This is a genomic window from Shinella sp. WSD5-1 (assembly GCF_963942435.1).
GTDB lineage: Bacteria > Pseudomonadota > Alphaproteobacteria > Rhizobiales > Rhizobiaceae > Shinella > Shinella yambaruensis.
In genome coordinates this window covers 3,422,426-3,446,215 of sequence record NZ_OZ012596.1, presented here as the reverse complement: position 1 = coordinate 3,446,215, position 23,790 = coordinate 3,422,426, and the positions used below count along the sequence as shown (strand labels likewise).

The following is a 23,790-nucleotide window of genomic DNA, read 5'->3' as shown; positions in this document are numbered from 1 at the left end:
GGCCGCGTCAAAGGCGGGCGAGATAGCGCTCCAGCACAGCGCGGGTCAGGCGCTGGTTGTTGCGATACCAGTCGTCCTCGGTGAAGAAGGCGGGTTCGCCGGCATCCCAGCCGCTCATCGAGAAATCCGACTGGCGGGCGAGGAAGGCGACGAAGTCCTCCTCGGTCTTCCACTCCGTGATGAGCGGGCCGAAATAGACCCCGCCGTCCTGCACGTCGGCCAGCATGACGCCGTCTTCGGTGCGGATGAGGCCCTGGCCGCAGAAATCCCGGTGATGGTCGTAGATCACGCCGTTGCCGGGCATCTCGTTCGTCAGCTTGCGCCAGAGCCGTTCGGCCAGCGCCGCGCCGAGCGGCTTGCGGCTGAGGGCATCGCGCAGGGATTCGGCGATGCGGCGGCGCTCCGCCGCGGTGCGGGTGGTGCTTTCGACCCGGTAGGGGATCTTGCGCGCTTCGATATTGGCGCGGATCGCGATCCACAGCACGAAGACGATGACCGCAAGCGCGATGAGCGGGATGACGGTGGCGGCCATGCTCAGGAAAACCCTGCGGCATCGGGAAGAGGTCTGTAATTGGACTTATGCATTCCGTGCATGGCACCCATGTTCCAAAGGCCCTGTCGCAAATTTTCGAATCCAGTATAAGCGGCGCCAACGAAGCGAAACAAAACGCGCTTCAAGCGAAACGAAGTGAAAGTTCCTCCAGTCCTTCGGATCGCAAAATGAACTGCCGAAAGGCAAAAGACTAGGTGTTCCGATCAGGCGTCTTGCCGGTCACTCCTCCTCCCTCCTCCGGGAAGGCGCTCGGAACACATAGGCCCGCTTGAGCACTCCTCCTCCTCAAGCTCGCGGGCAGGTCGGTTCGCCGGCCCATAGGCGGTGCCTCTGGCACCGCCTTTTCTTTTGCCTGCAATTCTCTGATGTTGAAGCGGGATGTTGCCACCCCGCTTCAAGCCGGTGCGTTACCGGCGATTGTCGAGATGGATCGTCACCCAGCCTTCGCGCCAGATCGTACGCACATGGCGCAGGCCCGCGCCGTTATAGGCGGCAAGCACCTTCCAGCGCTGCGAGGCGAGGATGCCGGACAGGATGACGTCGCCCTGCGGCGCCAACTGGGCGGCGAGCTGCGGCGCCATGCGCATCAGCGGCCGGGCGAGGATGTTGGCGATGATGAGGTCGAAGGGGCCGTGGCGGCCGAAGGCGGTGGAGTGGAAGCCCGGCGCCGTCTCCAGCGTGATGCCGGAGGCGATGCCGTTGAGGCGGACGTTCTCGCGCGCGACGCGGGTGGCGACCGGATCGATATCCGTCGCCAGCACCGTGACCGGGGCAAGCTTGCGCGCGGCGATCGCCAGCACGCCGCTGCCGGTGCCAAGGTCGAGCACGCGCCTGACCTTGCGCACGCGCATCACGTCGGAGATCACCTCCAGGCAGCCCGCCGTCGTGCCGTGATGGCCGGTGCCGAAGGCCTGGCCCGCGTCGATCTCGATGGCGATCTCGCCGGCCCGCACCTTGCCGCGATCATGCGAGCCATGAACGACGAAACGGGCGGCGCGCACGGGCTTCAGGCCCTCCAGCGACTTGGCGATCCAGTCGATGTCGGGAAGCTCCTCGCGCTCGATCGTCGCATCGGGAAACTCGCCGGCAAGCAGCGCGGCGAAACGCGCGTGGATCTCCGCCTCGTCCCTACGGAACATGTAGACGGAGGCTTCCCAGATGTCCTTCTTCTCGTCGATCTCCATCGTCGCGATGGCATAGCCTTCGTCCTCGAAGACGTCGGTCATCAGCGAGAGGGCGATCTCGGCCCGCTTCTCGGTCGTGGTGATGTAGAGGCGGATTTCGCTCACGGCTCGGGGTCCCTGTTGTTTCAGGCCCGCCTAGCATGTCCGAAAGCCGAGGGCAAAGGCGGATCGCCCGCCGGCAGCCTTATCCCTTGATCAGGTTGGCGAGCTTCTGCTCGGCGACCTCGGGGTTCTCGCCGTAGGCGATGGTGCCGACGAATCGTCCGGTCGCGTCGAGCAGGAAGACGGAGGCCGTGTGGTCCATCGTGTAGTCCCCGCCGGGCTTCTCTTCGTCGAGCGGCACCTTGCGATAGTAGACGCGGTAGCCCTTGACCATGTCCAGCACCTTGTCCACCGGGCCGGAAATGCCGGTGATGCGCTTGGAGACGTTGCCGACATACTGGCCGATCAGCTCAGGCGTGTCGCGCTCGGGATCGACGGTGACGAAATAGGCCTGCAGCTTCGAGCCGTCGGGATCGACCTTGGTAAGCCAGCCGTTCATCTCGAACAGCGTCGTCGGGCAGACTTCCGGGCAATGGGTGAAGCCGAAGAAGAGGGCGGTGGGCTTGCCGGTGAAGGCCTTTTCGGTGATCGGCTTGCCATCCTGCGCGACGAGCTCGAAGGGCACGCCGAACGGGCCGCCCGCGACCTCTTCCTTCGTCCTGGTCATTTCCAGCGTCAGCCAGCCGAGCAGGGCCGCGACGAGCGCGACGGCGATCCACAGTACGAGGCGCAGGGTCTTCATGGCAGTCCTTCGATAAGCAAGGTCCGAGGTCTGCCGGTGTCATAGTCCTTCGGCCGGACGCGCGCAAACGGGCCAATTGCCGCAATGCGAAGCGGGATCGGCGTCTCGCGGAATTGTGATCAGAAGCACCAAGCCATGCCGGATTCGGCAAGGCTGAGGAAGATCGCCGTGCCATGCTCCACCCAGCCGGCAAAGGCGGCGGTGGCGGCCATCACGCCGAGGCCGAGCACGATGAGCGCGGCGGGCAGGGCGGTGTATCGGCGGGCGGTCTTGTCCATGGGGGCAAGTATAGACCGGAACCGCGGGATTTCAAAACGGCCCGGACTGCCGTAACGGAAGGTGTTCCGGAGCCCGGTATTTCATCAAAAGTTGCTGAAATACCAGTTTCCGGTGCCGTTCCTTAGCCATTGTTTAATCTCTCTTTGCCACTTTCGGACAACGCGCAAAGGGCCGGTCAGACCCGCTGGACATGATGTCCGCCGTGCGCCGGAGACGGCGTGCAGCGCATTCCAACAAGTCCATCGTCGATTGGAAAGAGCCTCACCATGTCCAACGCCCTGAAGCAGTCCGGCGCCTATCTCGAAATCGTCTCCTTCCATCTCGGGGAGCAGGAATTCTGCATCGACATCATGGCCATCCGCGAAATCCGCGGCTGGGCGCCGGTGACGCCGATGCCGCACACGCCGCCCTATGTGCTCGGGCTCATCAACCTGCGCGGCGCGGTGATCCCGGTCATCGACATGGCCTGTCGTCTCGGCATGAAGATGACGGAGCCGTCCGAGCGCTCGGCGATCATCGTCACGGACATTGCCGGCAAGCTCGTCGGCCTGCTCGTCGAGCAGGTTTCCGACATGATGACCATCAAGAGCGAAGCCCTCCAGCCGGCGCCGGAAATCATCCCGGAAGCCCAGCGCGCCTTCTGCCGCGGCATCGTCGCGCTGGAGAAGTCGATGGTCTGCTTCCTCAACCTCGACACCGTCATCGCCGACGAGCTCGCCCAGGCCGCCTGATCGCGGCGGCGGGAACCTTCGGATTTCAGGCGCCCGGCCGGCTTGCGGCGGGGTGCCTTCTGCCGTTTGACGCCATCTGCAGTATAGTATCCTAAATTAACATTTAATAATGCGCGGTTTCGCGGCGATTTATCAGGAACCATGCGAAGCCCGCATCGTTTCCTCCATGCTTCCCATAGAGAAAACATGGAGAATTCTTATGAAGAAGACCGTTACCATTGCCCTTGCTTCGCTTCTTGTCGCCGCGCCGGCGGCGGGCATCGCCTATGCCCAGGATGCCACGGTGCCCATGACCTCGGACAGCATGTCCACGGGCTCGATCAGCGCGGACAATGTGAATGTCGTCACGCTGTCCTCGCTGGAGGCTGACGACAGCAAGCGCGGCGAAGCCGAGCGCCTGAGCCTCAAGGCCAACGACCCGATCACGATGGAAAAGGTCCAGGCCGAGCTTCAGGGCGAGCCGGGCCTTGCCGAAGCACTGGCGTCCAAGAACGTCCAGCTGCAGAACGTCATCGAGATCCAGACATCGGGTGATGGCGGCAAGGTTGTCTACGTCAAGTAAACCGCTGCCCCATCAATGGAAACGCCCCGGACCTCTTCAGGTGCCGGGGCGTTTTTTCAGGGTTTGCCGTTGGTCCAGGTGACCGTCTCGCCATAGAGCGGCACGGTGGAGATCGACATCTTCGCCGATCCTTCCGTCAGTTCGCGCGAATGGGCGAGATAGATCAGCGTGTCGTTCTTCCTGTCGTAGATGCGCGTGACGATCAGCGACTTCCAGATCAGCGACAGGCCGGACTTGAAGACCTCCTCGCCGCTGCGGTCGAGATCGATGTCGCCGATGGTGATGGGACCGGTCTGCTGGCAGGAGATGGCGTTGTTCGAGGGGTCCTCGAACCAGTTGCCCTTCTTCAGCCGGTCGATGACGCTGCGGTCGAAATAGGTGACGTGGCAGGTGACGCCGGACACCTCCGGATCGGTCACCGCGTCGATGTAGATGTCGTTGCCGATCCAGTCGACGCCGACCTTGCCGACCGTCTCGGCAGCGGCGGGCAGGGCGGCAAGCGCCATCAGGCCGGCGGCGATGGCCGTGCGGAGGCGGGGGGCGGCAGAAATCGTCAGCGGCATGGCAGGTCTCCTTGTTCCGTGTTCAACGTAAGGAGGCGCGGCCCGCTTGCAAGCCGGCCCTTGAAGCAATTTCGCTTTTGCCGCACTTGTTCTCACGATTTTGCCGCGGCGATGGTGGCGCGCACCGCGTCCCCGTTGGTCAGCGTCACCTCGTATTCCCGGTCCTTCTCGGTGCCGCCCATGCCGACATGCGGGTTGCGGAAGGCCATGCCGCTGGGCACGGTCTTCAGCGCGGCGAAGTGCAGCTCGGTGAGATTGGCGCCGTCGCGGACCTTTCGGATGTTGTCCGCATCGAGCGCGCCGCAGCCCATGATGACGATGCGGCCGGCGGCCTGTTCGTTGGCGGCCTTGAGGATGGCAAGGCCCTCCAGCGCGGTGTCGCGCTGGCCGGAGGTCAGCACGCGGTCGACGCCGCAGCGGATGAGCGCCTCCAGCGCCTCGCCGGCATCGGCCGTCATGTCGAAGGCGCGGTGGCAGGTGACGGACATCGGCCGGGCGGCCTCGACCAGCCGCTTCGTGCGCGCCTCGTCGATCCTGCCGTCGGGCGTCAGGCAGCCGATGACGACGCCGGAAACGCCTTCGTCCCTAAGGGCGATGACGTCCTCCACCATCGTCTCGAATTCCGTCTGCGAATAGAGGAAGTCGCCGCCGCGCGGGCGGATGATGACATGGACGGGGATCCTGGCCGCCTTCACCGCGGCGCGGATCGTCGCAAGGCTCGGCGTCAGGCCGCCCTCCACCAGGCTGGCGCAGAGTTCCACGCGGTCGGCGCCGGCGTCCTGGGCGGCGATGAAACCGTCGATGCCTTCGACGCAGAGTTCGATGAGGGGCTTGGCCATGATGTCCTTCCGGTTGTTCTGGTCAGGCTTCGCGCCAGACGGTCTTGAGGAGCCGCAGCCAGTTTTCCCGGCAGAGCTTTGCGAGGTCGTCCTCGCTGTAGCCGGCCTGGCGCAGCGCCTCGACGAGCGCCTGGCTGCCGGCGGCGTCGTGGATCGCGCCGGGAATGGTCGCGCCGTCGAAATCCGAGCCGAGCGCCACGCAGTCGATGCCCATGCGCTCCACCATGTGGTCGATGTGGCGCACCATGTCGGAAAGCGGCGTTTCGGGGTTTTCGAGGCCGTCGGCCCTCAGCATGGTCGTGGCGTAGTTGAGGCCGGCAATGCCCTTGCGCTCGCGGATCGCGTCGAGCTGGCGGTCGGTGAGGTTGCGCGAGATCGGCGTCAGGGCGTGGGCGTTGGAATGGGTGGCGACGAGCGGCTGCGTGCTTTCGCGTGCCACGTCCCAAAAACCCTGTTCGGTGATGTGGGCGAGGTCGATCATGATGCCGAGCCGGTCGCAGGCCTTCACCAGTTCGACGCCGGCCGCCGTCAGGCCCGGGCCGGTATCGGGCGAGGAGGGATAGGCGAAGGGCACGCCATGGCCGAACAGGTTGTGGCGGCTCCAGACGGGGCCGAGCGAGCGCAGGCCTTTGTCATGGAAGCTTTCGAGGTTCGACAGGTCCTCGGCGATCGGCTCGCAGCCCTCGATATGGAGCACGGCTGCAAAACGGCCGGCATCCATGGCCGCGCGGATCGCCGCCGTGGAGCGGCAGATCGAAAGGCCGCCGGCCTGTTCCAGCCGGGCGGCGATGTCGGCCATGTCGAGCGCGATCTTCAGTGCGTCGGCATGCTCGCGCGGCCCGACCATCGGGATGTTGTAGTGGCCGTTCTCGTCGACCTCGCGCGGCGGATAGTCCTCCACCGGCGGGATGAACATGGCGCAGAAGCCGCCGGCAAGGCCGCCCTTCTTCGCGCGCGGGGCGTCGATATGGCCCTGGTCCGTTCCGTCGATGAATTCGGCGATCGGGTCGGCGTCCTTGCGGGCATTCTCCCACAGGCGAAGCAGGACGTCGTTGTGGCCGTCGAAGATCAATTGCATGGGGCGCTCCCGGATCGATACGTCAGATCATCCGACGGGGTAGAGCCGATTCCGCCGCGGCTCGCAAGAACCGCAGCGGAGGCATCAGGCGGCGAAGACCGGCGTGCCGGCGATCCAGGTGGAGAGGACGTCGATATTGCCGTCGATGACGGCGATGTCGGCGTCGTGGCCGTGGGTGAGACGGCCCTTGCGGCCGGTCATGCCGATCGCCTCGGCCGGGTAGAGCGAGGCCATGCGCAACGCCTCCTCCAGGTCGAGGCCGACATGGTCGCGCATGAAGCGGATGCAGGAGGCCATGTCGATATCGGCGCCGGCGAGCGTGCCGTCGGCCAGCGTCAGGCGCCCGCCTTCGCGAAAAATCTCGCGGCCGTTGAGGAAGAAGCTCGTCATGTCGGTGCCGATGGTCGACATTGCGTCGGTGACGAGGAAGATCCGGCCGGGGCCGCGCTTGGCCCTCAGGGCCACGCCGATGGAGGCCGGATCGACATGGAAGCCGTCGGCGATCAGGCCGGCATTGAGATGGCCGAGATCGAGCGCCGCGCCGACCATGCCGGGCTCGCGGTGGCCGAGCGGGCTCATGGCGTTGAAGAGATGGGTCATCATGCCGGCGCCGGCCTCGACGGCGGCGGCGGCGGTCCTGTAGCTGCAATCCGAATGGCCGAGGCTGACGGTGACGCCCGCCGCATGGAGCGCGGCGATCTGGTCGTTGGTGGCGTTTTCCGGTGCCAGCGTCATCAGGAGGGCATCGAGGCCCTTTCGCGCCGCGACGGTGCGGGCGAGGTCGTCGTCTTCCATCGGGCGGATGAGGTTCGGGTCGTGCGCGCCCTTGCGGGCGACCGAAAGATGCGGGCCTTCGAGATGGAGGCCGAGGAAGCCCGGCACCTTCGCCTGCTGCGCCGCAAGGCCGGCGGCGATGGTTTCCGTCGTCACCTGAACATTGTCGGTGATCAGCGTCGGCAGGAGGGCCGTCGTGCCGAAGCGGGCATGGGCGGCGCAGATCGTGCGGATGCCTTCGAGGTCCGGCCGCTCGTTGAGCAGAACGCCGCCGCCGCCATTGACCTGCAGGTCGATGAAGCCGGGAACGAGCGACAGCCCGTCCATCGGCACGGCGCGGGCGTCGGCCGGCACATCGCGAAGGGGCGCGATGGCCGCGACCTTGCCGTCCGCGATCAGCAGCGCGCTGTCCTCGTGCCACAGATCGCCGTCGAAAATGCGGGCGCCGGTAAGGGCGGTGAGCGCTGTCATCGGGTTTCCGTCACTTTCTTCAGGTTGACCGGCTTGTCGGGATCGAGGCCCTTGCCGCGCGACCAGGCCTCGACGAAGCCGTAGAACGGCACGATGAGGGCGAGCGCATCGGTGATCGGATGGCCGGTGGCGACGAAGGGGAGCTTTCGCGCGCTTTTTGCGCCGGCGGCGGTGACGCAGGCATAGGCGCCGCGGTCGGCGAGGCTGTCGGCCATGCCGGTGACCGAGGCTTCCGCCGCGTCGCGTGCGGCAAGCGCGATGACCGGGAAGGACGGGCCGACGAGGGCGACCGGGCCGTGCAGCACTTCGGCGGAGGAATAGGCCTCGGCGTGCATGCCGGAGGTTTCCTTGAACTTCAGCGCCGCCTCGCTGGCGATCGCAAGGCCCGGGCCGCGGCCGAGCACGTAGAGCGACTGGGCATCCTTGAGGTCGCCGGCAAGGTCGGACCAGTCGAGCGCGACGGCCTTCGCGAACTGTTCCGGCAGGGTCTTCACGGCGCGGTCGAGGTCGGAATCGCCCGTCCATTCGGCGAGCACGGCAAGGCCGGCGACGATGGAGTTGACGTAGGATTTCGTCGCGGCGACGGAAAGTTCCGGGCCGGCGGAGAGGTCGAGCGAGTGCGCGCAGGCATCCGCCAGCGGCGAGGGCAGGGTGTTGGTGAGCGCGATGGAGATCGCGCCGCCCTTGGTCGCGCCGTCGGCCATGGCGACGATGTCGGGGCTCTTGCCGGACTGGGAGATGGCGATGGCGGCCGCGCCGCCGAGCTTCAGCTTCGCGCCGTAGATGGAGGCGAGCGACGGGCCGAGCGAGGCGACGGGCCGGCCGGCGGTGAGCTCGATCGCATATTTCAGGAAGAGCGCGGCATGATCGGAGGAGCCGCGGGCGACGGTGACGAAGAACTGCGGATCACGCTCCCGGAGCGCCTTGCCGGCCGCCGTGACGGCGCTGGCGGAATTTTCGAGCAGCCGCGCCGCCGCTTCCGGGATTTCGTTGATCTCTTTGCGCATGTTGGTCTGCATGGAATTGCCTTTGCGGTTGGTCACGTCTCGGAAAGCGTCAGTTCGGCGACGAAATCGTAGGCATCGCCGCGATAGATGGAGCGGGTGAACTCGACCACCCGGCCGGAGCGCAGATAGGACACCCGCTCGATGGAAAGCCCGGCGGAGCCGGCGGGCACGCCGAGCATGGCCGCGTCCGGATCCTTCATGTTGTAGGCGGAGATGCGCTGCACGGCGCGCACCGGCCGGCAGCCGCGTTTTTCCAGCGCGGCATAGAGCGAGGTCGTGACCTGCATCGGATCCGGCAGGAATTCCGCCGAGATGCAGGCGCGCTCGATGGCGAGCGGCATGTCGTCGGCGACGCGCAGGCGTCCGAGCCGCGCGACGAGGGCGTCGGCAGGAAGGCCGAGCATCATCATCTCGTCCGGCGAGGGGTGGAACAGGCCGCGGTCCAGCCATTCGGCGCGGGTGACGAGGCCGCGCCGGGCCATGTCCTCGGTAAAGGAGGTGAGGCGGGAGAGCGACTGCTGTACCTTGGCGACTGGCTTGGCGACGAAGGTGCCGGAGCCGTGGCGGCGTACCAGCAGGCCGTCCTTGACGAGGTCGTCGACGGCCTTGCGCACGGTGACGCGGCTGACATTGGCGTGGTCGGCAAGGTCGCGCTCGGCGGGCAGGGCGTCGCCGTAGTTCAGCTTGCCCGAGGTGATCGCCTCCTCCAGCATCTGGCGCAGCTTGATATAGAGCGGGCCGGGCACGCCCGACTGCAGGCTTTCCGGCGTGAGGATCGCGGCAAGGGGCGTGGTCATGCGGCAGCTCCCGTTCGCTCTCTGTAACCCTTGGCGGCCAGCGCCACGGCGCCGGTCAGGGCGTCCGCCTCGGCCTCCACCAGGATCGCGCGGTGATGCTCGGAGAGCCATTGCGGATAGAGCGGGGCAAGGCCGCCGAGCAGGCAGAGCCGCGGCGCGCCGGCCAGCGCCATGATGGCGTCGAGGGATTCGTTGACGCTTGCCGCCCCCGCCGTGACGATGGCGATCGCCTGCGGGTCGCCCTCCTTCGCGCGGGTGAAGACGAGGGGGGCATAGCGGCCGAAATCGCCGGGCTTGGAGAGGCGGGCGAATTCGACGATGCCGCGCGGATCGTGCTTGAACTCGTCGAGAATGGCATCCGTGAGGCCCGAGCGCGGATGCACGCCGTCATGGGCGAGCAGCGCTTCCTGGAGCGCCGCGTGGCCGATGCGCGCGCCGCCGCCGAGGTCGCCGACGGTAAAGCCCCAGCCGCCGACATAGCGGACCACGTCGTTCTTGCGCCCCATATAGATGGAGCCGGTGCCGAGGATCGCGACGGCCCCGTCCGTATCGCCGATCGCGCCCTGCAGGGCGATCAGGCCGTCGGAATCGATGTCCGTATGGCGGAAGGGGAGGCGGTCGTGCACGTAGCGGGTGAGATCGCCGACATTGGTGCCGGCAAGGCCGAGGAAGGCGGAGGCGCCATCGACGCCGGCCTCGTCGAGCCCGGCGTCGCGATAGGCGGCCCTGGCCGCTTCCGTGATGGAGATGATCGCATTGTTGGGATCGGTGAGGATATTGGCCGCGCCGCTCTTGCCGCGCCCCAGGATGGTGCCGTCCGGGCGTGCGACCGCCGCGCGGCAACTCGTCCCCCCGCCGTCGATACCGAGAATAAGGTCTGTCATGGGCACCTCCGAGCACAACGATACCAAAAAAATACCATTAACCAAGGGGTATGGTGATGTCGAAAATAAGCTTTCGTTTAAACTACTGCTTTTAAATGATAAAAATATTTGAGATCAAAAAAGTGGTCTCAAAAATTAATTTCCTATGGACAATTGGTATTTTTTTGGCATTAATTCCGGCCAGAGGAGACACGGCGATGGCTGCAGGCAGGACAGAAGGCAGACACGATCAGGCAAGCGGGCTGGACGAGCGTCAGCCCGTGGATGTGCTGAAAGTGCTTGCGGATGCCCAGAAGGTCGCGGCCGGCGCCGTCGATGCGGCGCTTGCCGATATCGCCACTGCCGCCCGTCTTGCGGCCGATGCGCTTCTGTCTGGCGGACGCCTCGTCTATGTGGGCGCCGGCAGCTCCGGCCTGATGGCCATGGCCGACGCGCTCGAACTTCCCGGCACCTACGGCATTTCCCGCGATCGCATCGTCATCCTGCTCGCCGGCGGGGCTGCGAGCCTCGAAGACCTGGCGGGCGGCTACGAAGACGACCGCGCGCTCGCCGTCGGCGACGCCGCGGCGGCAGGCATCGGCGCGCGCGACTGCGTGGTCGCCGTTTCGGCGAGCGGCAGCACGCCCTATGTGCTGGCGATCGCATCCCATGCGAAGGAGAAGGGCGCCCGGGTCGTGGCGCTCGCCAACAATCCCGGCGCCGCGCTGTTCGAGGGGGCCGATGTCGCGATCCTGCTCGAAACGCCGCCGGAGGTCATTTCCGGCTCGACGCGCATGGGCGCCGGCACGGCGCAGAAGATCGCCTTCAACATGTTTTCGACGCTCGTCGGCGTGCATCTCGGCCATGTGCACGATGGCCACATGGTCAATCTCAAGGCCGACAACATCAAACTGAGAGGACGTGCCTGCCGCATCGTCTCCGACATTTCCGGTGTCGGGCTCGACGAGGCGGAACGCCTCCTTCAGCGCTCCGAAGGCTCGGTCAAGACGGCCGTGCTGCTCGCTGCGGGGGCGCGGGATGCCGGCGCGGCCGAGGCGGCGCTGGACCGCGCGGGGCAGAGCCTCCGGCGCGCCCTGAAAACCCTTGGATAAACTGGTCTCAAAACGCGCCGCGGCGCATAAAAGGGGAGAATGAAATGACACGCACCGCAATCAAAGGCCTGTTGCTCGCCACGAGCATCCTCGGCACGGCCGGGCTTGCCCAGGCGCAGGACGTCACGCTGACGGTCGAAAGCTGGCGCAACGACGACCTGTCCATCTGGCAGGAAAAGATCATCCCGGCCTTCGAAGCCAAGAATCCCGGCATCAAGGTCGTCTTCTCGCCGACCGCGCCGACCGAATACAACGCCGCGCTGAACGCCAAGCTCGACGCCGGCTCGGCCGGCGACCTCATCACCTGCCGTCCGTTCGACGCCTCGCTCGAACTCTTCAACAAGGGGCACCTTGCCGGCCTGAACGACCTGCCGGGCATGGAGAACTTCTCCGACGTCGCCAAGTCCGCCTGGACGACGGACGACGGCGCGACGACCTTCTGCGTGCCGATGGCCTCGGTCATCCACGGCTTCATCTACAACAAGGACGCTTTCGACCAGCTCGGCATCGCCGTTCCGGCGACGGAAGCCGAATTCTTCGCCGCGCTCGACAAGATCAAGGAAGAGGGCAGCTACATCCCGATGGCCATGGGCACGAAGGACCTCTGGGAGGCCGCGACCATGGGCTACCAGAACATCGGCCCGACCTACTGGAAGGGTGAGGAAGGCCGCAAGGCGCTGATCGCCGGCACGCAGAAGCTGACCGACGACGCCTGGGTCGAGCCTTACCGCGTTCTCGCCAAGTGGAAGGACTATCTCGGCGACGGTTTCGAAGCCCAGACCTATCCGGACAGCCAGAACCTCTTCACGCTCGGCCGCGCTGCCATCTACCCGGCCGGCTCTTGGGAAATCGGCCTGTTCAACACGCAGGCGCAGTTCAAGATGGGCGCGTTCCCGCCGCCGGTGAAGAATGCCGGCGACACCTGCTACATCTCGGACCACAACGACATCGGCATCGGCCTCAACGCCAAGAGCGGCAATGCAGAGGCCGCCAAGACGTTCCTGAGCTTCGTCGCCTCGCCGGAATTTGCCGACATCTACGCCAACTCGCTGCCGGGCTTCTTCAGCCTGAACTCGACGGCCGTGAAGATGAACGACCCGCTGGCGCAGGAATTCGTCTCCTGGCGCGAGAAGTGCCAGCCGACGATCCGCTCGACCTACCAGATCCTGTCGCGCGGCACGCCGAACCTCGAAAACGAGACCTGGACCGAATCGGCCAACGTCATCAACGGCACGGACACGCCTGAGGTGGCCGGCGAGAAGCTCCAGAAGGGCCTCGACAGCTGGTACAAGCCGGCTAACTAAGACCGGGACAAAATAGATGTGCGGGGAGGGGGATGCCCCTCACCCCAGCCCTCTCCCCGCAAGCGGGGAGAGGGGACCGAGACGTTGCGGCAAGTCTCCTTCTCCCCGCTTGCGGGGAGAAGGGTGGCCGGCAGGCCGGATGAGGGGCTGGGTGCCCCCGATCTTTCCGAAGATGGATAGGTCAGGACGCCGCAAGGCAAAATCGGGGAGCGACCCCGGCACTATCGTGTATGCTGAATTTGTCATGTGCGGCACAACCGGCCGCGCAACGCGTCCGTGCATGCGGACCTAACCAACAACAACCGGACGGGGCACGCTGGGCCATGAGCGACATACCTTCTTCCCATGAGGCAACGGGGCCGATCAGGCGGCCAAGGCGCTGGCATATCGGCGTTTTCCTGCTGCCGGCCTTCATCGTTTATTCGGCGGTCATGATCCTGCCGCTCATCGAGACGCTGCGCCTGTCGCTGTTCAACACGGTGGACGGCCAGCCGGCCTTCGTCGGCCTCGGCAACTTCAAGGTGCTGTTCGGCGACGAGCGCTGGGCGGCCGATTTCTGGAACGCGCTGAAGAACAACGTCATCTTCTTCATCATCCACATGCTGGTGCAGAACCCGATCGGGGTGGCGCTCGCGGCCATGCTGTCGATTCCGAAGCTGCGCTTTGCCGCCTTCTACCGCACGGCGATCTTCCTGCCGACGCTGCTGTCCTTCGTGATCGTCGGCTTCATCTGGAAGCTGATCCTCTCGCCGATCTGGGGCGTCTCGCCCTACCTGATGGATCTGGTCGGCCTGAAGTCCTTCTTCTCGCCCTGGCTCGGCAAGCCGGGTTCGGCGCTGATCGCCGTGTCGCTGATCTCGGTCTGGCAATATGTCGGCATTCCGATGATGCTGATCTATGCGGCGCTGCTCAACATCCCGGAAGAGGTGATCGAGGCGGCCGAATGCGACGGCGTTACCGGCTGGAGCCAGTTCTGGAAGATCAAGCTGCCGCTGATCCTGCCCGCCATCGGCATCATCTCGATCCTCACCTTCGTCGGCAACTTCAACGCCTTCGACCTCGTCTACACCGTGCAGGGGGCGCTTGCCGGGCCTGACAAGTCCACCGACATCCTCGGCACGCTGCTCTACCGCACCTTCTTCGGCTTCCAGCTCCAGCTCGGTGACCGCTCGATGGGCGCGACGATCGCGACGGTCATGTTCCTCATCATCCTCGCCGGCGTCTCGCTCTATCTCTTCGCCATCCAGCGGCGCATGCGTCGCTACCAGTTCTGATCGGGAGGGCCGGACATGTCCAAAGCACGCACTTCGCTGACCCGCACGTCGCTCGTCCACCTGGCGCTGATCGGCTATGCGATCATCTCGGTCTTCCCGGTGTTCCTGACGCTCATCAACTCGATGAAGGACCGCAACGCCATCTTCCGCAACCCGATGCAGCTTCCGACGCCGGAGACCTTCGACCTCGTCGGCTATACGACGGTGCTGGGGCAGGGGGATTTCGCGACCTACTTCCAGAACAGCTTCATCGTCACGGTGGCCTCCATCGCGCTGGTGCTGCTGTTCGGCGCCATGGCCGCCTTCGCGCTCTCGGAATACCGCTTCCGCGGCAACACGCTGATGGGCCTCTACCTTGCCATCGGCATCATGATCCCGATCCGTCTCGGCACGGTGGCGATCCTGCAGGGCATGGTGGCGACGGGGCTGGTCAACACGCTGACGGCGCTGGTCCTCGTCTATACCGCGCAGGGCATCCCGCTCGCCGTCTTCATCCTCTCCGAGTTCATGCGGACCGTCTCCGACGACCTCAAGAATGCCGGACGCATCGACGGCCTTTCGGAATATGCGATCTTCTTCCGCCTCGTCCTGCCGCTCGTCAGGCCGGCCATGGCGACGGTCGCGGTCTTCACCATGATCCCGATCTGGAACGACCTGTGGTTCCCGCTGATCCTGGCGCCGAGCGAGGCGACCAAGACGGTGACGCTGGGCTCGCAGATCTTCATCGGCCAGTTTGTCACCAACTGGAATGCAGTGCTCGCCGCGCTCTCGCTCGCGATCCTGCCCGTCCTCATCCTCTACTTCATCTTCTCGCGGCAGCTGATCCGCGGCATCACCTCGGGAGCAGTCAAGTGAGTTCTGCCACGTCCCCCATCCGCGTCCTGTCCGCCGGCCTCGGCAATATGGGCCGCAGCCATGCGCTCGCCTACCATGAGAATCCGGGCTTTGAGATCATCGGCCTCGTCAACCGCTCGAAGGTTCCCGTCCCGGCCGGGCTGGAAGGCTACGAGATCCATCCGTCCTTCCCGGAGGCGCTGCGCGAATTGCAGCCGGAGCTCTGCTCGATCAATACCTATTCGGACAGCCATGCCGAATATGCGATCGCCGCGATGGAAGCGGGCGCCCATGTCTTCCTCGAAAAGCCGCTGGCGACGACCGTGGCGGATGCCGAGCGGGTGGTGGCCTGCGCGAAGGCGAACGGCCGCAAGCTCGTCGTCGGCTACATCCTGCGCCACCATCCTTCCTGGATGCGGCTCATCGAGGAAGCGCGCAAGCTCGGCGGGCCCTACGTCTTCCGCATGAACCTGAACCAGCAGTCGAGCGGGCCGACCTGGGCGACCCACAAGGCGCTGATGCAGACGACGCCGCCGATCGTCGACTGCGGCGTGCACTATGTCGACGTGATGTGCCAGATCACCGACGCCAAGCCGGTCGAGGTGCGCGGCATGGGCCTGCGCCTCTCCGACGAGATCGCGCCGGACATGTACAATTACGGCCATCTCCAGGTGCTCTTCGACGACGGTTCGCTCGGCTGGTACGAGGCGGGCTGGGGGCCGATGATCTCGGAAACGGCCTTCTTCGTGAAGGACGTCATGTCGCCGAACGGCTCCGTCTCGATTGTCATGGACCCGAACGCCAAGTCGGACGACATCGACACCCACACCAAGACGGCGGTCATCCGCCTGCACAACGCGGCCACCGGCCCGGACGGCAGGTTCCTGTCGCCGGACGAGGACCTGAAGATGGCCGGCGAGCCCGGCCACCAGGAACTGTGCGACCGCGAGCAGGCCTATGTGCTGAAGGCGATCCGCGAGGACATCGACCTCACCCGGCACATGGACGACGCGGTGCAGTCGCTGAGGATCTGCCTGGCGGCCGATGAAAGTGTCAGAACCGGCCAACCGGTCAAGCTCTAAGGGGATATCAGTGGGCTCTCTTCAACTCAAATCCGTACGCAAGTCCTTCGGCAATGTCGACGTGATCAAGGGCATCGACCTCGACGTGAAGGACGGCGAATTCGTCATCTTCGTCGGCCCCTCGGGCTGCGGCAAGTCCACGCTGCTGCGCATCATCGCCGGCCTCGAGGATGCGACCTCCGGCTCGATCACCATCGATGGCACGGAAGTCGTGACCGTGCCGCCGGCAAAGCGCGGCATCGCCATGGTGTTCCAGTCCTACGCGCTCTATCCGCACCTGACGGTCAAGGACAATATGGGCCTCGGCCTCAAGCAGGCGGGCGCCCCGAGGGACGAAATCGAAAAGCGCGTCGCCAAGGCCTCGGGCATGCTGTCGCTGGAAAAGTACCTCGCCCGTCGCCCGGCGGAACTGTCCGGGGGGCAGCGCCAGCGCGTCGCCATCGGCCGCGCCATCGTGCGCGAGCCGAAGCTGTTCCTGTTCGACGAGCCGCTGTCCAACCTCGATGCGGCGCTGCGCGTCAACACCCGCCTCGAAATCGCCCGGCTGCACCGCGAGCTGAAGGCCACCATGATCTACGTCACGCACGACCAGGTCGAGGCGATGACGCTGGCGGACAAGATCGTGGTGCTGGATGCGGGCGTCATCCAGCAGGTCGGCTCGCCGATGGAGCTCTACAACCGGCCGGCCAACCTCTTCGTCGCCGGCTTCATCGGTTCCCCGGGCATGAACTTCATCGATGCGGGGCGCCTCGGCGCCTCCGACGCCAAGACCATCGGCGTGCGTCCGGAGCACATCACGCTGTCGCGCGAGAGCGGCGACTGGCAGGCGAAGGCCGTGCATGTCGAGCATCTCGGCGCCGATACCATCGTCTATCTGGAATCGGAGAAGGTCGGGGCCTTCACCGTCCGCCTGTTCGGGGAGCACCACTATCAACCGGACGATGTGGTCTTCGCCACGCCGGCGAAAAACCAGCTGCATCGTTTCGATGCAAATGGTCGTGCCATACGATGAGGACCCTCATCACAAGTCCGTGATTGGCGCCGCGGCAGCGATTGTCAAACGTCAGAAACTAACATACAGCGTTGTTTGTATGTTGCGATGCGGTGGTCCTGCGATCACCGCATCTTCACGTTTTCAGGACCCTGCCGCGCTTCGGGCGGCACCGCTTATGGAAGAACCCATGCGTTTCACGAGACCGATTTCGATTGCGACCTTCGGCGCCCTTCTGATTCTCGCCGGCTGTCAGGACGAGCAGGCGCCGCAGGGCGGCTTTGCGTTTCCGCCGCCGCAGGTGGCCGTCGTCGCCGTGAAGACGGAAGACGTGCCGATCACCAACGACCTTCCCGGCCGTATCGCGGCAACGCGCACGGCCGAGGTCCGCCCGCGGGCGACCGGCATCGTCATCGAACGCATCTTCGAGCAGGGCTCGCAGGTCAAGGAAGGCGACGTGCTCTACCGCATCGATCCCGCGCCGTTCCAGGTGCAGGTCGACAGCGCCGAGGCGACGCTGCGCCGTGCCAAGGCCGTCCAGGCCCAGGCGCGGAACACGGCCGAGCGTCAGGAGCAGCTGCGCAAGTCGAACGTCGCCTCCGCGCAGACCTACGACGACGCCGTCGCCCAGCTGGCGCAGGCGGATGCCGATGTCGCGATCGCCGAGGCGAGCCTTGCGACCGCGAAGCTCAATCTCGAATATACCGAGGTCAAGGCGCCGATCAGCGGCCGCATCGGCCGCGCGCTCATCACCGAGGGCGCTCTGGTGTCGGCGAACGGCACGGAGAACCTCGCGACGATCCAGCAGCTCGATCCGGTCTATGCCGACTTCACCCAGTCGGCGACCGATCTCATGCGCCTGCGCAAGGCGCTGGAGGACGGCGACCTGATGGCCGACAACAATTCCGCCGACGTCAAGCTGGTGCTGGACGACGGCTCGGCCTATCCGCATCCGGGCAAGCTCTTGTTCTCCGAGGCCGCCGTCGACGAGACGACCGGCCAGGTGACGCTGCGCGGCGAATTCCCGAACCCGGACGGCGACCTCCTGCCGGGCATGTATGTGCGCGTGCAGATCGAGCAGGGCATCGAGAAGAATGCCGTGCTCGTGCCGCAGCAGGCCGTCCAGCGCGACTCGTCGGGCAGCGCGCTCGTCTATGTCGTCTCCGCCGACAACAAGGCCGGCACCCGCAGCGTCCGCGTCGGCCGCGCGGCCGGCACGCGCTGGGTCATCACCGATGGCCTGAAGGATGGCGAGAAGATCATCGTCGAAGGCTTCCAGAAGGTTCAGCCGGGCGGTGAAGTCATTCCGGCGGAATGGAACCCGGGCGCGGTCGCCGGCGCCCAGCAGCCGGCTGCCGAAGGCGGCGCGGCCCAGGCGGGCGACGCCGCCACCACGGAGGGCGCTGCCCAGACCGGCGAGACCGGCAAGGCCGAAGGCGGCGACGACGCCGCCAAGGCCGAGCAGGCAAAGTAAGGATCCGGACGATGCCCAGTTTTTTCATCGACAGGCCGATTTTCGCCTGGGTCGTCGCGATCTTCATCATGATCGCCGGCGCCATCTCCATCCCGCTTCTGCCGATCGCGCAATATCCGGACGTGGCGCCGCCGCAGATCTCGGTCTCGACCACCTATTCCGGCGCCTCCTCGCAGGACACCTACCAGAGCGTCACCAAGCTCATCGAGGATGAGCTGAACGGCGTCGAGGGCATGCTCTATTTCGAATCGACCTCGAGCGCTGCGGGCTCGGCCGAGATCAACATCACCTTCGCGCCCGGCACCGATCCGAGCCAGGCTTCGGTCGACGTGCAGAACCGCATCAGCCGCGTCGAGCCGCGCCTTCCCGATTCCGTGCGCCGCCAGGGCGTGCAGGTGGAGGAGGCGGGCTCCGGCTTCCTCCTGATCGTCTCGCTGACCTCCACCGACGGCTCGATGGACGCCATCAGCCTCGGCGACTATCTCAACCGCAACATCCTTTCCGAAATCCAGCGCGTGCCGGGCGTCGGCCGTGCGCAGCTCTTCGCCACGCAGCGCTCCATGCGCATCTGGCTGGACCCCGACAAGATGCTCGGGCTCAACCTGACGGCGGCCGACATCACCGCCGCCGTGCAGGCGCAGAACGCGCAGATCGCCGCCGGTTCCATCGGCGCCCAGCCGAACCCGATCACCCAGCAGATCGCAGCGCCCGTCAACATCAAGGGGCAACTGACGACGCCGGAAGAATTCGGCTCCATCGTGCTGCGCGCCAATGCGGACGGCTCGGCCGTGCGCTTGCGTGACGTTGCCCGCGTCGAGGTGGGCGGCGAAACCTATTCCTTCTCGACCCGTCTCAACGGCCAGCCTTCGGCGGCGATCGGCGTGCAGCTCTCGCCGACCGGCAATGCCATGCAGACGTCGGAGGCGATCAAGGCGCGCATGGACGAACTGGCGCAGTTCTTCCCGCCCGGCCTCGAATATTCGATCCCCTACGACACCTCGCCCTTCGTGAAGGTCTCGATCGAGAAGGTGTTGCACACGCTTCTCGAAGCGGTTGGCCTCGTCTTCCTGGTGATGTTCCTGTTCCTGCAGAACATCCGCTACACGATCATCCCGACGCTCGTCGTACCCGTCGCGCTGCTCGGCACCTGCGCCGTCATGCTTGCCATGGGCTTCTCGATCAACGTTCTGACCATGTTCGCCATGGTGCTCGCCATCGGCATCCTCGTCGACGATGCGATCATCGTCGTGGAGAACGTCGAGCGCATCATGTCGGAAGAGGGCCTGCCGCCGAAGGAGGCGACCCGCAAGGCGATGAAGCAGATCACCGGCGCCGTCATCGGCATCACGCTGGTGCTCGCCTCGGTCTTCATCCCGATGGGCTTCTTCCCGGGCGCGGTCGGCGTCATCTACCAGCAGTTCTCGCTGACGATGGTCGTCTCGATCCTGTTCTCGGCGTTCCTGGCGCTCTCGCTGACGCCGGCGCTGGCCGGCAGCTTCCTCAAGCAGGTGCCGAAGGGGCATCACCATGCCAAGCGCGGCTTCTTCGGCTGGTTCAACCGCAGCTTCGACAGGACGTCGAGGAGCTATAGCGGCAGCGTCGGGTGGCTGATCCGCCGTGCCGGCCGGTTCATGGTGATCTACCTCGCCATCCTCGCGGGCCTCGGCTACATGTTCATGAAGCTGCCGTCCTCGTTCCTGCCGGATGAGGACCAGGGCTTCGTCATCGTCATGATGCAGCTGCCCTCGGAAGCGACCGGCCACCGCACGGACGAGGTGCTGTCCCAGACCGAGAAGATCTTCGGCCAGGAAACGGCGGTCGACACCATCGTCGGCATCAACGGCTTCTCCTTCTTCGGTGCAGGCCAGAATGCCGGCCTAGCCTTCGTGACGCTGAAGGACTGGAGCGAGCGCGGACCGGAAAACGCCGCGCAGGCGATCGCCGGCCGGGCGACCGTCGCGATGAGCCAGATCAAGGATGCGATCAGCTTCGCGCTGTCGCCGCCGCCGATCCAGGGTCTCGGCACGACGGGCGGCTTCTCCTTCCGCCTGCAGGACCGCGGCGGCCTCGGCCAGGAGGCGCTCTCGGCGGCCCGCGATCAGCTTCTCGGCCTTGCCGCGCAGAGCAATGTCGTGGCGGGCGTGCGCGTCGAAGGCATGCCGGATGCGGCGCAGGTCAACGTCATGATCGATCGCGAGAAGGCCAACACCTTCGGTGTGACCTTCGCCGACATCAACTCGACGATCTCGACGAATCTCGGCTCGACCTATGTCAACGACTTCCCGAATGCCGGGCGCATGCAGCGCGTGACGGTCCAGGCGGACCAGGGCGAGCGCATGCAGGTGGCCGACCTCCTGAACCTCAACGTGCGCAATTCGAACGGCGGCATGGTGCCGATCTCGGCCTTTGCGAGCGTGGAATGGGTGAAGGCGCCGACGCAGACGGTCGGCTACAACGGCTATCCGTCCGTCCGCTTCAGCGGCGACACCAAGCCGGGCTTCTCCTCGGGCGATGCCATCGCCGAGATGGAGCGGCTTGCCGCCCAGCTTCCGCCGGGCTTCGGCTATGAGTGGACGGGCCAGTCCCTGCAGGAAATCCAGTCCGGTTCGCAGGCGCCGATCCTCGTCGGCCTTTCGATCCTCCTGGTGTTCCTGTGCCTTGCGGCGCTCTATGAAAGCTGGTCGATCCCGTTCGCGGTCATCCTCGTGGTGCCGCTCGGCGTCATCGGCGCGGTCATCGCGGTCACGCTGCGCGACATGTCGAACGACGTGTACTTCAAGGTCGGCCTGATCGCGATCATCGGCCTTTCGGCGAAGAACGCCATCCTGATCATCGAGTTCGCCAAGGACCTGATGGCGGAGGGCAGGTCGCTGATCGACGCGACGATCGAGGCCTGCCACCTGCGCTTCCGGCCGATCCTGATGACCTCGCTGGCCTTCACGCTCGGCGTCCTGCCGCTGGCGATCGCGACGGGCGCAAGCTCGGGCAGCCAGCGCGCCATCGGCACGGGCGTGATGGGCGGGATGATCACCGCCACCGTGCTCGCCATCTTCTTCGTGCCGGTCTTCTTCGTCTTCGTGATGAAGCTGTTCGGCTACGGCAGGAAGAAAAAGGAGGAGCCGGCACCGGCGGCAAGCCCGGCGGAGTAGGCCGCCATGCGCCGGACCAAGGCAGAGGCCAAGGAAACCCGCCAGCAGATCCTGCTGGCGGCAGAAAAGGTCTTCTACGAAAAAGGTGTCGCCCATGCCTCCATGGAGGATGTGGCGCGTGCCGCGGGGGTCACCCGCGGCGCCATCTACTGGCACTTCGCCAACCGGGCGGATCTCGTGCTGGAGCTCTACAATTCGCTGCCCATGCCGCAGGAGGACCTGATCGCCCGCGAGCTGGAAGCCGAAAACGCCGATGTCTTCGGGGTGCTCGAACGGGTCGGCCGCGAATGGCTCGAACTGCTTGCCACCGACGAGCACCGCCAGCGCATCCTGTCGATCCTCCTGCGCTGCGATACGTCCGGCGAATTTTCCGCGATCTCCGAGCGGCAGAACGATCTCGACGACGAGCACATGCAGGCGCTGGAAGCCGCCTTCGCCAAGGCGGAGAAACAGGGCAAACTCTGCGCCTGCTGGACGCCGCGCTCGGCGGCCTCCATGCTGCGCTGGGTCATCAAGGGCCTGTGCTCGGAATGGCTGCTGTTCGGCCGCAGGTTCGACATTGCCAGCGAAGGCAGGGATGCCCTCCGCCGCCTGTTCGCGACCTATTCCTCGCACGCCCCCTCGGCGCGATAGGCCTCGAGCCGTTCGATCCACTCGCCGCCGATCTTCCAGCGCCGCAGCACGGAAACCGGGTCCTCTGCATCGAGCCGCGAACAGATGCGATAGACCTCCAGCACCTCCGGCGCCATCTCGCCGCGCTGGCAGAAATACATGGCCGCCGCATAGCGCGCGCGCCCGGACCATTCGGCGCCGGGCGGCATGGCGATGATCTCCCAGTTGCGGCGGGTCTCCTCGTCCATGTCAGGTGAGGCCCGGCGGGCTCGCTGTGCGTCGGGCGAGCCTGACGAAGGGGCGCGGCACGATCTTCGCCCGTTTCATCAGCTTCTGGTATTTCAGCTCCCGCATCGCATAGATCTCCACCCAGAGGTCCTCCGTGAGCTTCGATCCGTAGGGCCTTTCGAGGCTGGCGATGGCGATGTTGCGCTTGGCCGTCGGCGACCAGATCGCGGCGGTGACGAGGCCCGCCTCGTGCTTTTGCCGATGATAGACGATGGCATGCTCGGCGGGAATATTCCCTTCGATTTCAAGGCCGACGAGGATGTGCTTGAGAGATTGATTCCGCCGCGCGTCGAGGATCGCCCGGCGCCCGTTGAAATTCGGCTTGTCCGGATCGACCAGCCAGTCGAGGCCGATCTCGTCCGGCATGCGCACCCGGTCGGCGCGCAGCGCCCCCTCGGCGGTGACGAAATCCGTGTTGGCGACGATGAAGCCGGCCTCGATGCGCGCCTGGTTGAGCGCGCCGTAGCCGATGGCGCGGATCGTGTGCGGCGCGCCGGCGCGCCACAGCCGGTCCCACAGCGAGAGCGCCCTGGCGCGGGGCACGAAGAGTTCGTAGCCGAGATCGCCGGTGAAGCCGGTGCGCGAGATGGTCACGTCGCCGTCCTCATGCGGGAAGATGCCGATGTGGAAAGGTTTCAACGCCTCCACGCCGGCAAAGCCCGCGTCACGCAGCACCGCGTAGCTCGTCGGCCCCTGCAGGGCGAGGCCGGCGACCTCCTCCGTCTCCTCGTGGATGTCGACCGCAAAGCCGAAGGCGCTGTCGAGGAGCCAGGGCAGGTGGCGTTCCTGGCAGCAGAGGCGGAATTCGCTCTCGCCGAGGCGGAAGAGCGTGCCGTCGTCCAGCACATGGCCGTGGTCGTCGCACCAGGCGGTGTAGTGCACGCGGTTCACGCCGAGCTTGCGCACGTCGCGCAGGGTCAGCCGGTTGAGGTAGCGCTCGGCATCCGGGCCGGCGATGCGGTACTTCACCATCGGCGAGATGTCGAAGAGGGCGGCGGTGGAGCGGATGGCGAAATATTCGAGTTCGCCGTCGAACAGCGCATGCGGCGCCTTGTAGCCGGCCCAGTTGTACCAGTCGTTGACCTCGCTCAGCGCCATCAGACGATCATGGAACGGGCTTTCGAGCCGCGGCGCGAGGATATGGTTGCGGGCGGCGCGGCGCAGCTCCGCGGCGGATTTCGTCAT

The 23,790-nt window shown here is 65.7% G+C and carries 24 protein-coding genes; 11 read left to right on the top strand and 13 right to left on the bottom strand.

What is annotated here, in order from left to right; translation table 11 throughout:
• Positions 1-7 precede the first annotated feature (7 nt).
• The 4 genes from AABQ55_RS16940 to AABQ55_RS16925 form a co-directional block, all read right to left on the bottom strand.
• Complete coding sequence (locus tag AABQ55_RS16940) at positions 8-532, bottom strand: hypothetical protein (RefSeq protein WP_272805839.1); 525 nt, start codon at positions 530-532, stop codon at positions 8-10.
• 428 nt (positions 533-960) lie between these two features.
• Positions 961-1,842 carry a 50S ribosomal protein L11 methyltransferase gene (locus AABQ55_RS16935; RefSeq protein ID WP_272805838.1) on the bottom strand — a complete coding sequence of 294 codons (882 nt, stop codon included), beginning with the start codon at positions 1,840-1,842 and terminating at the stop codon, positions 961-963.
• A gap of 79 nt (positions 1,843-1,921) precedes the next feature.
• Positions 1,922-2,521 (bottom strand): SCO family protein, encoded by a 600-nt coding sequence (locus tag AABQ55_RS16930; protein WP_272805837.1) that lies wholly within the window; start codon positions 2,519-2,521, stop codon positions 1,922-1,924.
• Positions 2,522-2,640: 119 nt separating this feature from the next.
• A complete protein-coding gene (locus AABQ55_RS16925) occupies positions 2,641-2,799 on the bottom strand; it encodes a hypothetical protein (RefSeq protein ID WP_272805836.1) in 159 nt (52 codons plus the stop codon).
• 267 nt (positions 2,800-3,066) lie between these two features.
• Between AABQ55_RS16925 and AABQ55_RS16920 the strand changes: the two genes are divergently transcribed.
• Together AABQ55_RS16920 and AABQ55_RS16915 are read left to right on the top strand one after the other, a co-directional pair.
• Entirely contained in the window at positions 3,067-3,531 is a 465-nt protein-coding gene (locus AABQ55_RS16920; protein ID WP_023514279.1) for a chemotaxis protein CheW, read from the top strand.
• A gap of 199 nt (positions 3,532-3,730) precedes the next feature.
• A complete protein-coding gene (locus AABQ55_RS16915) occupies positions 3,731-4,093 on the top strand; it encodes a hypothetical protein (RefSeq protein ID WP_244766759.1) in 363 nt (120 codons plus the stop codon).
• A gap of 56 nt (positions 4,094-4,149) precedes the next feature.
• Here the strand turns inward: AABQ55_RS16915 and AABQ55_RS16910 are convergent, their stop codons facing one another.
• From AABQ55_RS16910 to AABQ55_RS16880, 7 genes are all read right to left on the bottom strand, one after another.
• On the bottom strand, positions 4,150-4,656 hold the full coding sequence (locus tag AABQ55_RS16910; protein ID WP_443021100.1) for a CreA family protein: 507 nt from the start codon (positions 4,654-4,656) through the stop codon (positions 4,150-4,152).
• Positions 4,657-4,748: 92 nt separating this feature from the next.
• On the bottom strand, positions 4,749-5,495 hold the full coding sequence (locus AABQ55_RS16905; protein WP_272805835.1) for a copper homeostasis protein CutC: 747 nt from the start codon (positions 5,493-5,495) through the stop codon (positions 4,749-4,751).
• A gap of 22 nt (positions 5,496-5,517) precedes the next feature.
• Positions 5,518-6,573: a dipeptidase gene (locus AABQ55_RS16900; protein WP_272805834.1), complete on the bottom strand. Its 1,056-nt coding sequence runs from the start codon at positions 6,571-6,573 to the stop codon at positions 5,518-5,520.
• Positions 6,574-6,657: 84 nt separating this feature from the next.
• The gene (nagA, locus tag AABQ55_RS16895) at positions 6,658-7,818 is read right to left on the bottom strand and encodes an N-acetylglucosamine-6-phosphate deacetylase (RefSeq protein ID WP_272805833.1); all 1,161 of its coding nucleotides are present in this window, start codon (positions 7,816-7,818) and stop codon (positions 6,658-6,660) included.
• Entirely contained in the window at positions 7,815-8,837 is a 1,023-nt protein-coding gene (locus tag AABQ55_RS16890) for an SIS domain-containing protein (protein WP_272805832.1), read from the bottom strand. Before AABQ55_RS16890 ends, nagA begins: the two co-directional genes overlap by 4 nt.
• Before the next feature lie 20 nt (positions 8,838-8,857).
• The gene (locus tag AABQ55_RS16885) at positions 8,858-9,622 is read right to left on the bottom strand and encodes a GntR family transcriptional regulator (RefSeq protein WP_272805831.1); all 765 of its coding nucleotides are present in this window, start codon (positions 9,620-9,622) and stop codon (positions 8,858-8,860) included.
• The gene (locus AABQ55_RS16880; RefSeq protein ID WP_272805830.1) at positions 9,619-10,506 is read right to left on the bottom strand and encodes an N-acetylglucosamine kinase; all 888 of its coding nucleotides are present in this window, start codon (positions 10,504-10,506) and stop codon (positions 9,619-9,621) included. The genes AABQ55_RS16885 and AABQ55_RS16880 overlap by 4 nt, the downstream gene beginning before the upstream one ends.
• 197 nt (positions 10,507-10,703) lie before the next feature.
• On the opposite strand from AABQ55_RS16880, the gene AABQ55_RS16875 reads away from it, so the two are divergent.
• The 9 genes from AABQ55_RS16875 to AABQ55_RS16835 all read left to right on the top strand — a co-directional run bounded on the left by AABQ55_RS16875 (position 10,704) and on the right by AABQ55_RS16835 (position 22,338).
• Positions 10,704-11,597, top strand: a complete 894-nt coding sequence (locus AABQ55_RS16875; protein ID WP_272805829.1) for an N-acetylmuramic acid 6-phosphate etherase — start codon at positions 10,704-10,706, stop codon at positions 11,595-11,597.
• Positions 11,598-11,641: 44 nt separating this feature from the next.
• Positions 11,642-12,901: an ABC transporter substrate-binding protein gene (locus AABQ55_RS16870; protein ID WP_244766752.1), complete on the top strand. Its 1,260-nt coding sequence runs from the start codon at positions 11,642-11,644 to the stop codon at positions 12,899-12,901.
• Positions 12,902-13,224: 323 nt separating this feature from the next.
• Positions 13,225-14,175, top strand: coding sequence for a carbohydrate ABC transporter permease (locus AABQ55_RS16865; RefSeq protein ID WP_272805828.1), 951 nt, complete (start codon positions 13,225-13,227; stop codon positions 14,173-14,175).
• A 15-nt stretch (positions 14,176-14,190) separates the two neighbouring features.
• A complete protein-coding gene (locus AABQ55_RS16860) occupies positions 14,191-15,030 on the top strand; it encodes a carbohydrate ABC transporter permease (protein WP_064330485.1) in 840 nt (279 codons plus the stop codon).
• Positions 15,027-16,091, top strand: a complete 1,065-nt coding sequence (locus tag AABQ55_RS16855) for a Gfo/Idh/MocA family protein (protein ID WP_272805827.1) — start codon at positions 15,027-15,029, stop codon at positions 16,089-16,091. The genes AABQ55_RS16860 and AABQ55_RS16855 overlap by 4 nt, the downstream gene beginning before the upstream one ends.
• Positions 16,092-16,101: 10 nt before the next feature.
• The gene (locus tag AABQ55_RS16850; protein ID WP_272805826.1) at positions 16,102-17,103 is read left to right on the top strand and encodes an ABC transporter ATP-binding protein; all 1,002 of its coding nucleotides are present in this window, start codon (positions 16,102-16,104) and stop codon (positions 17,101-17,103) included.
• A gap of 169 nt (positions 17,104-17,272) precedes the next feature.
• Positions 17,273-18,556, top strand: a complete 1,284-nt coding sequence (locus AABQ55_RS16845) for an efflux RND transporter periplasmic adaptor subunit (protein WP_443021099.1) — start codon at positions 17,273-17,275, stop codon at positions 18,554-18,556.
• Between the two features lie 11 nt (positions 18,557-18,567).
• A complete protein-coding gene (locus AABQ55_RS16840) occupies positions 18,568-21,705 on the top strand; it encodes an efflux RND transporter permease subunit (RefSeq protein ID WP_244766747.1) in 3,138 nt (1,045 codons plus the stop codon).
• Between the two features lie 6 nt (positions 21,706-21,711).
• On the top strand, positions 21,712-22,338 hold the full coding sequence (locus tag AABQ55_RS16835; RefSeq protein WP_272805824.1) for a TetR family transcriptional regulator: 627 nt from the start codon (positions 21,712-21,714) through the stop codon (positions 22,336-22,338).
• On the opposite strand, the gene AABQ55_RS16830 is transcribed toward AABQ55_RS16835, so the two are convergent.
• Both AABQ55_RS16830 and AABQ55_RS16825 read right to left on the bottom strand, forming a co-directional pair.
• On the bottom strand, positions 22,308-22,565 hold the full coding sequence (locus AABQ55_RS16830; protein WP_244766745.1) for an aminopeptidase: 258 nt from the start codon (positions 22,563-22,565) through the stop codon (positions 22,308-22,310). The genes AABQ55_RS16835 and AABQ55_RS16830 overlap by 31 nt on opposite strands.
• 1 nt (position 22,566) lies before the next feature.
• Positions 22,567-23,790 carry an aminomethyltransferase family protein gene (locus AABQ55_RS16825; RefSeq protein ID WP_272807483.1) on the bottom strand — a complete coding sequence of 408 codons (1,224 nt, stop codon included), beginning with the start codon at positions 23,788-23,790 and terminating at the stop codon, positions 22,567-22,569.

Bases quoted from the DNA above. Each gene is read 5' to 3' on its own strand.
- AABQ55_RS16940 (WP_272805839.1), bottom strand. From the start codon at position 532: ATGGCCGCCACCGTCATCCCGCTCATCGCGCTTGCGGTCATCGTCTTC.
- AABQ55_RS16930 (WP_272805837.1), bottom strand. From the start codon at position 2,521: ATGAAGACCCTGCGCCTCGTACTGTGGATCGCCGTCGCGCTCGTCGCG.
- AABQ55_RS16925 (WP_272805836.1), bottom strand. From the start codon at position 2,799: ATGGACAAGACCGCCCGCCGATACACCGCCCTGCCCGCCGCGCTCATC.
- AABQ55_RS16920 (WP_023514279.1), top strand. From the start codon at position 3,067: ATGTCCAACGCCCTGAAGCAGTCCGGCGCCTATCTCGAAATCGTCTCC.
- AABQ55_RS16915 (WP_244766759.1), top strand. From the start codon at position 3,731: ATGAAGAAGACCGTTACCATTGCCCTTGCTTCGCTTCTTGTCGCCGCG.
- AABQ55_RS16910 (WP_443021100.1), bottom strand. From the start codon at position 4,656: ATGCCGCTGACGATTTCTGCCGCCCCCCGCCTCCGCACGGCCATCGCC.
- AABQ55_RS16905 (WP_272805835.1), bottom strand. From the start codon at position 5,495: ATGGCCAAGCCCCTCATCGAACTCTGCGTCGAAGGCATCGACGGTTTC.
- AABQ55_RS16900 (WP_272805834.1), bottom strand. From the start codon at position 6,573: ATGCAATTGATCTTCGACGGCCACAACGACGTCCTGCTTCGCCTGTGG.
- nagA (WP_272805833.1), bottom strand. From the start codon at position 7,818: ATGACAGCGCTCACCGCCCTTACCGGCGCCCGCATTTTCGACGGCGAT.
- AABQ55_RS16890 (WP_272805832.1), bottom strand. From the start codon at position 8,837: ATGCAGACCAACATGCGCAAAGAGATCAACGAAATCCCGGAAGCGGCG.
- AABQ55_RS16885 (WP_272805831.1), bottom strand. From the start codon at position 9,622: ATGACCACGCCCCTTGCCGCGATCCTCACGCCGGAAAGCCTGCAGTCG.
- AABQ55_RS16880 (WP_272805830.1), bottom strand. From the start codon at position 10,506: ATGACAGACCTTATTCTCGGTATCGACGGCGGGGGGACGAGTTGCCGC.
- AABQ55_RS16875 (WP_272805829.1), top strand. From the start codon at position 10,704: ATGGCTGCAGGCAGGACAGAAGGCAGACACGATCAGGCAAGCGGGCTG.
- AABQ55_RS16870 (WP_244766752.1), top strand. From the start codon at position 11,642: ATGACACGCACCGCAATCAAAGGCCTGTTGCTCGCCACGAGCATCCTC.
- AABQ55_RS16865 (WP_272805828.1), top strand. From the start codon at position 13,225: ATGAGCGACATACCTTCTTCCCATGAGGCAACGGGGCCGATCAGGCGG.
- AABQ55_RS16860 (WP_064330485.1), top strand. From the start codon at position 14,191: ATGTCCAAAGCACGCACTTCGCTGACCCGCACGTCGCTCGTCCACCTG.
- AABQ55_RS16845 (WP_443021099.1), top strand. From the start codon at position 17,273: ATGCGTTTCACGAGACCGATTTCGATTGCGACCTTCGGCGCCCTTCTG.
- AABQ55_RS16840 (WP_244766747.1), top strand. From the start codon at position 18,568: ATGCCCAGTTTTTTCATCGACAGGCCGATTTTCGCCTGGGTCGTCGCG.
- AABQ55_RS16835 (WP_272805824.1), top strand. From the start codon at position 21,712: ATGCGCCGGACCAAGGCAGAGGCCAAGGAAACCCGCCAGCAGATCCTG.
- AABQ55_RS16830 (WP_244766745.1), bottom strand. From the start codon at position 22,565: ATGGACGAGGAGACCCGCCGCAACTGGGAGATCATCGCCATGCCGCCC.
- AABQ55_RS16825 (WP_272807483.1), bottom strand. From the start codon at position 23,790: ATGACGAAATCCGCCGCGGAGCTGCGCCGCGCCGCCCGCAACCATATC.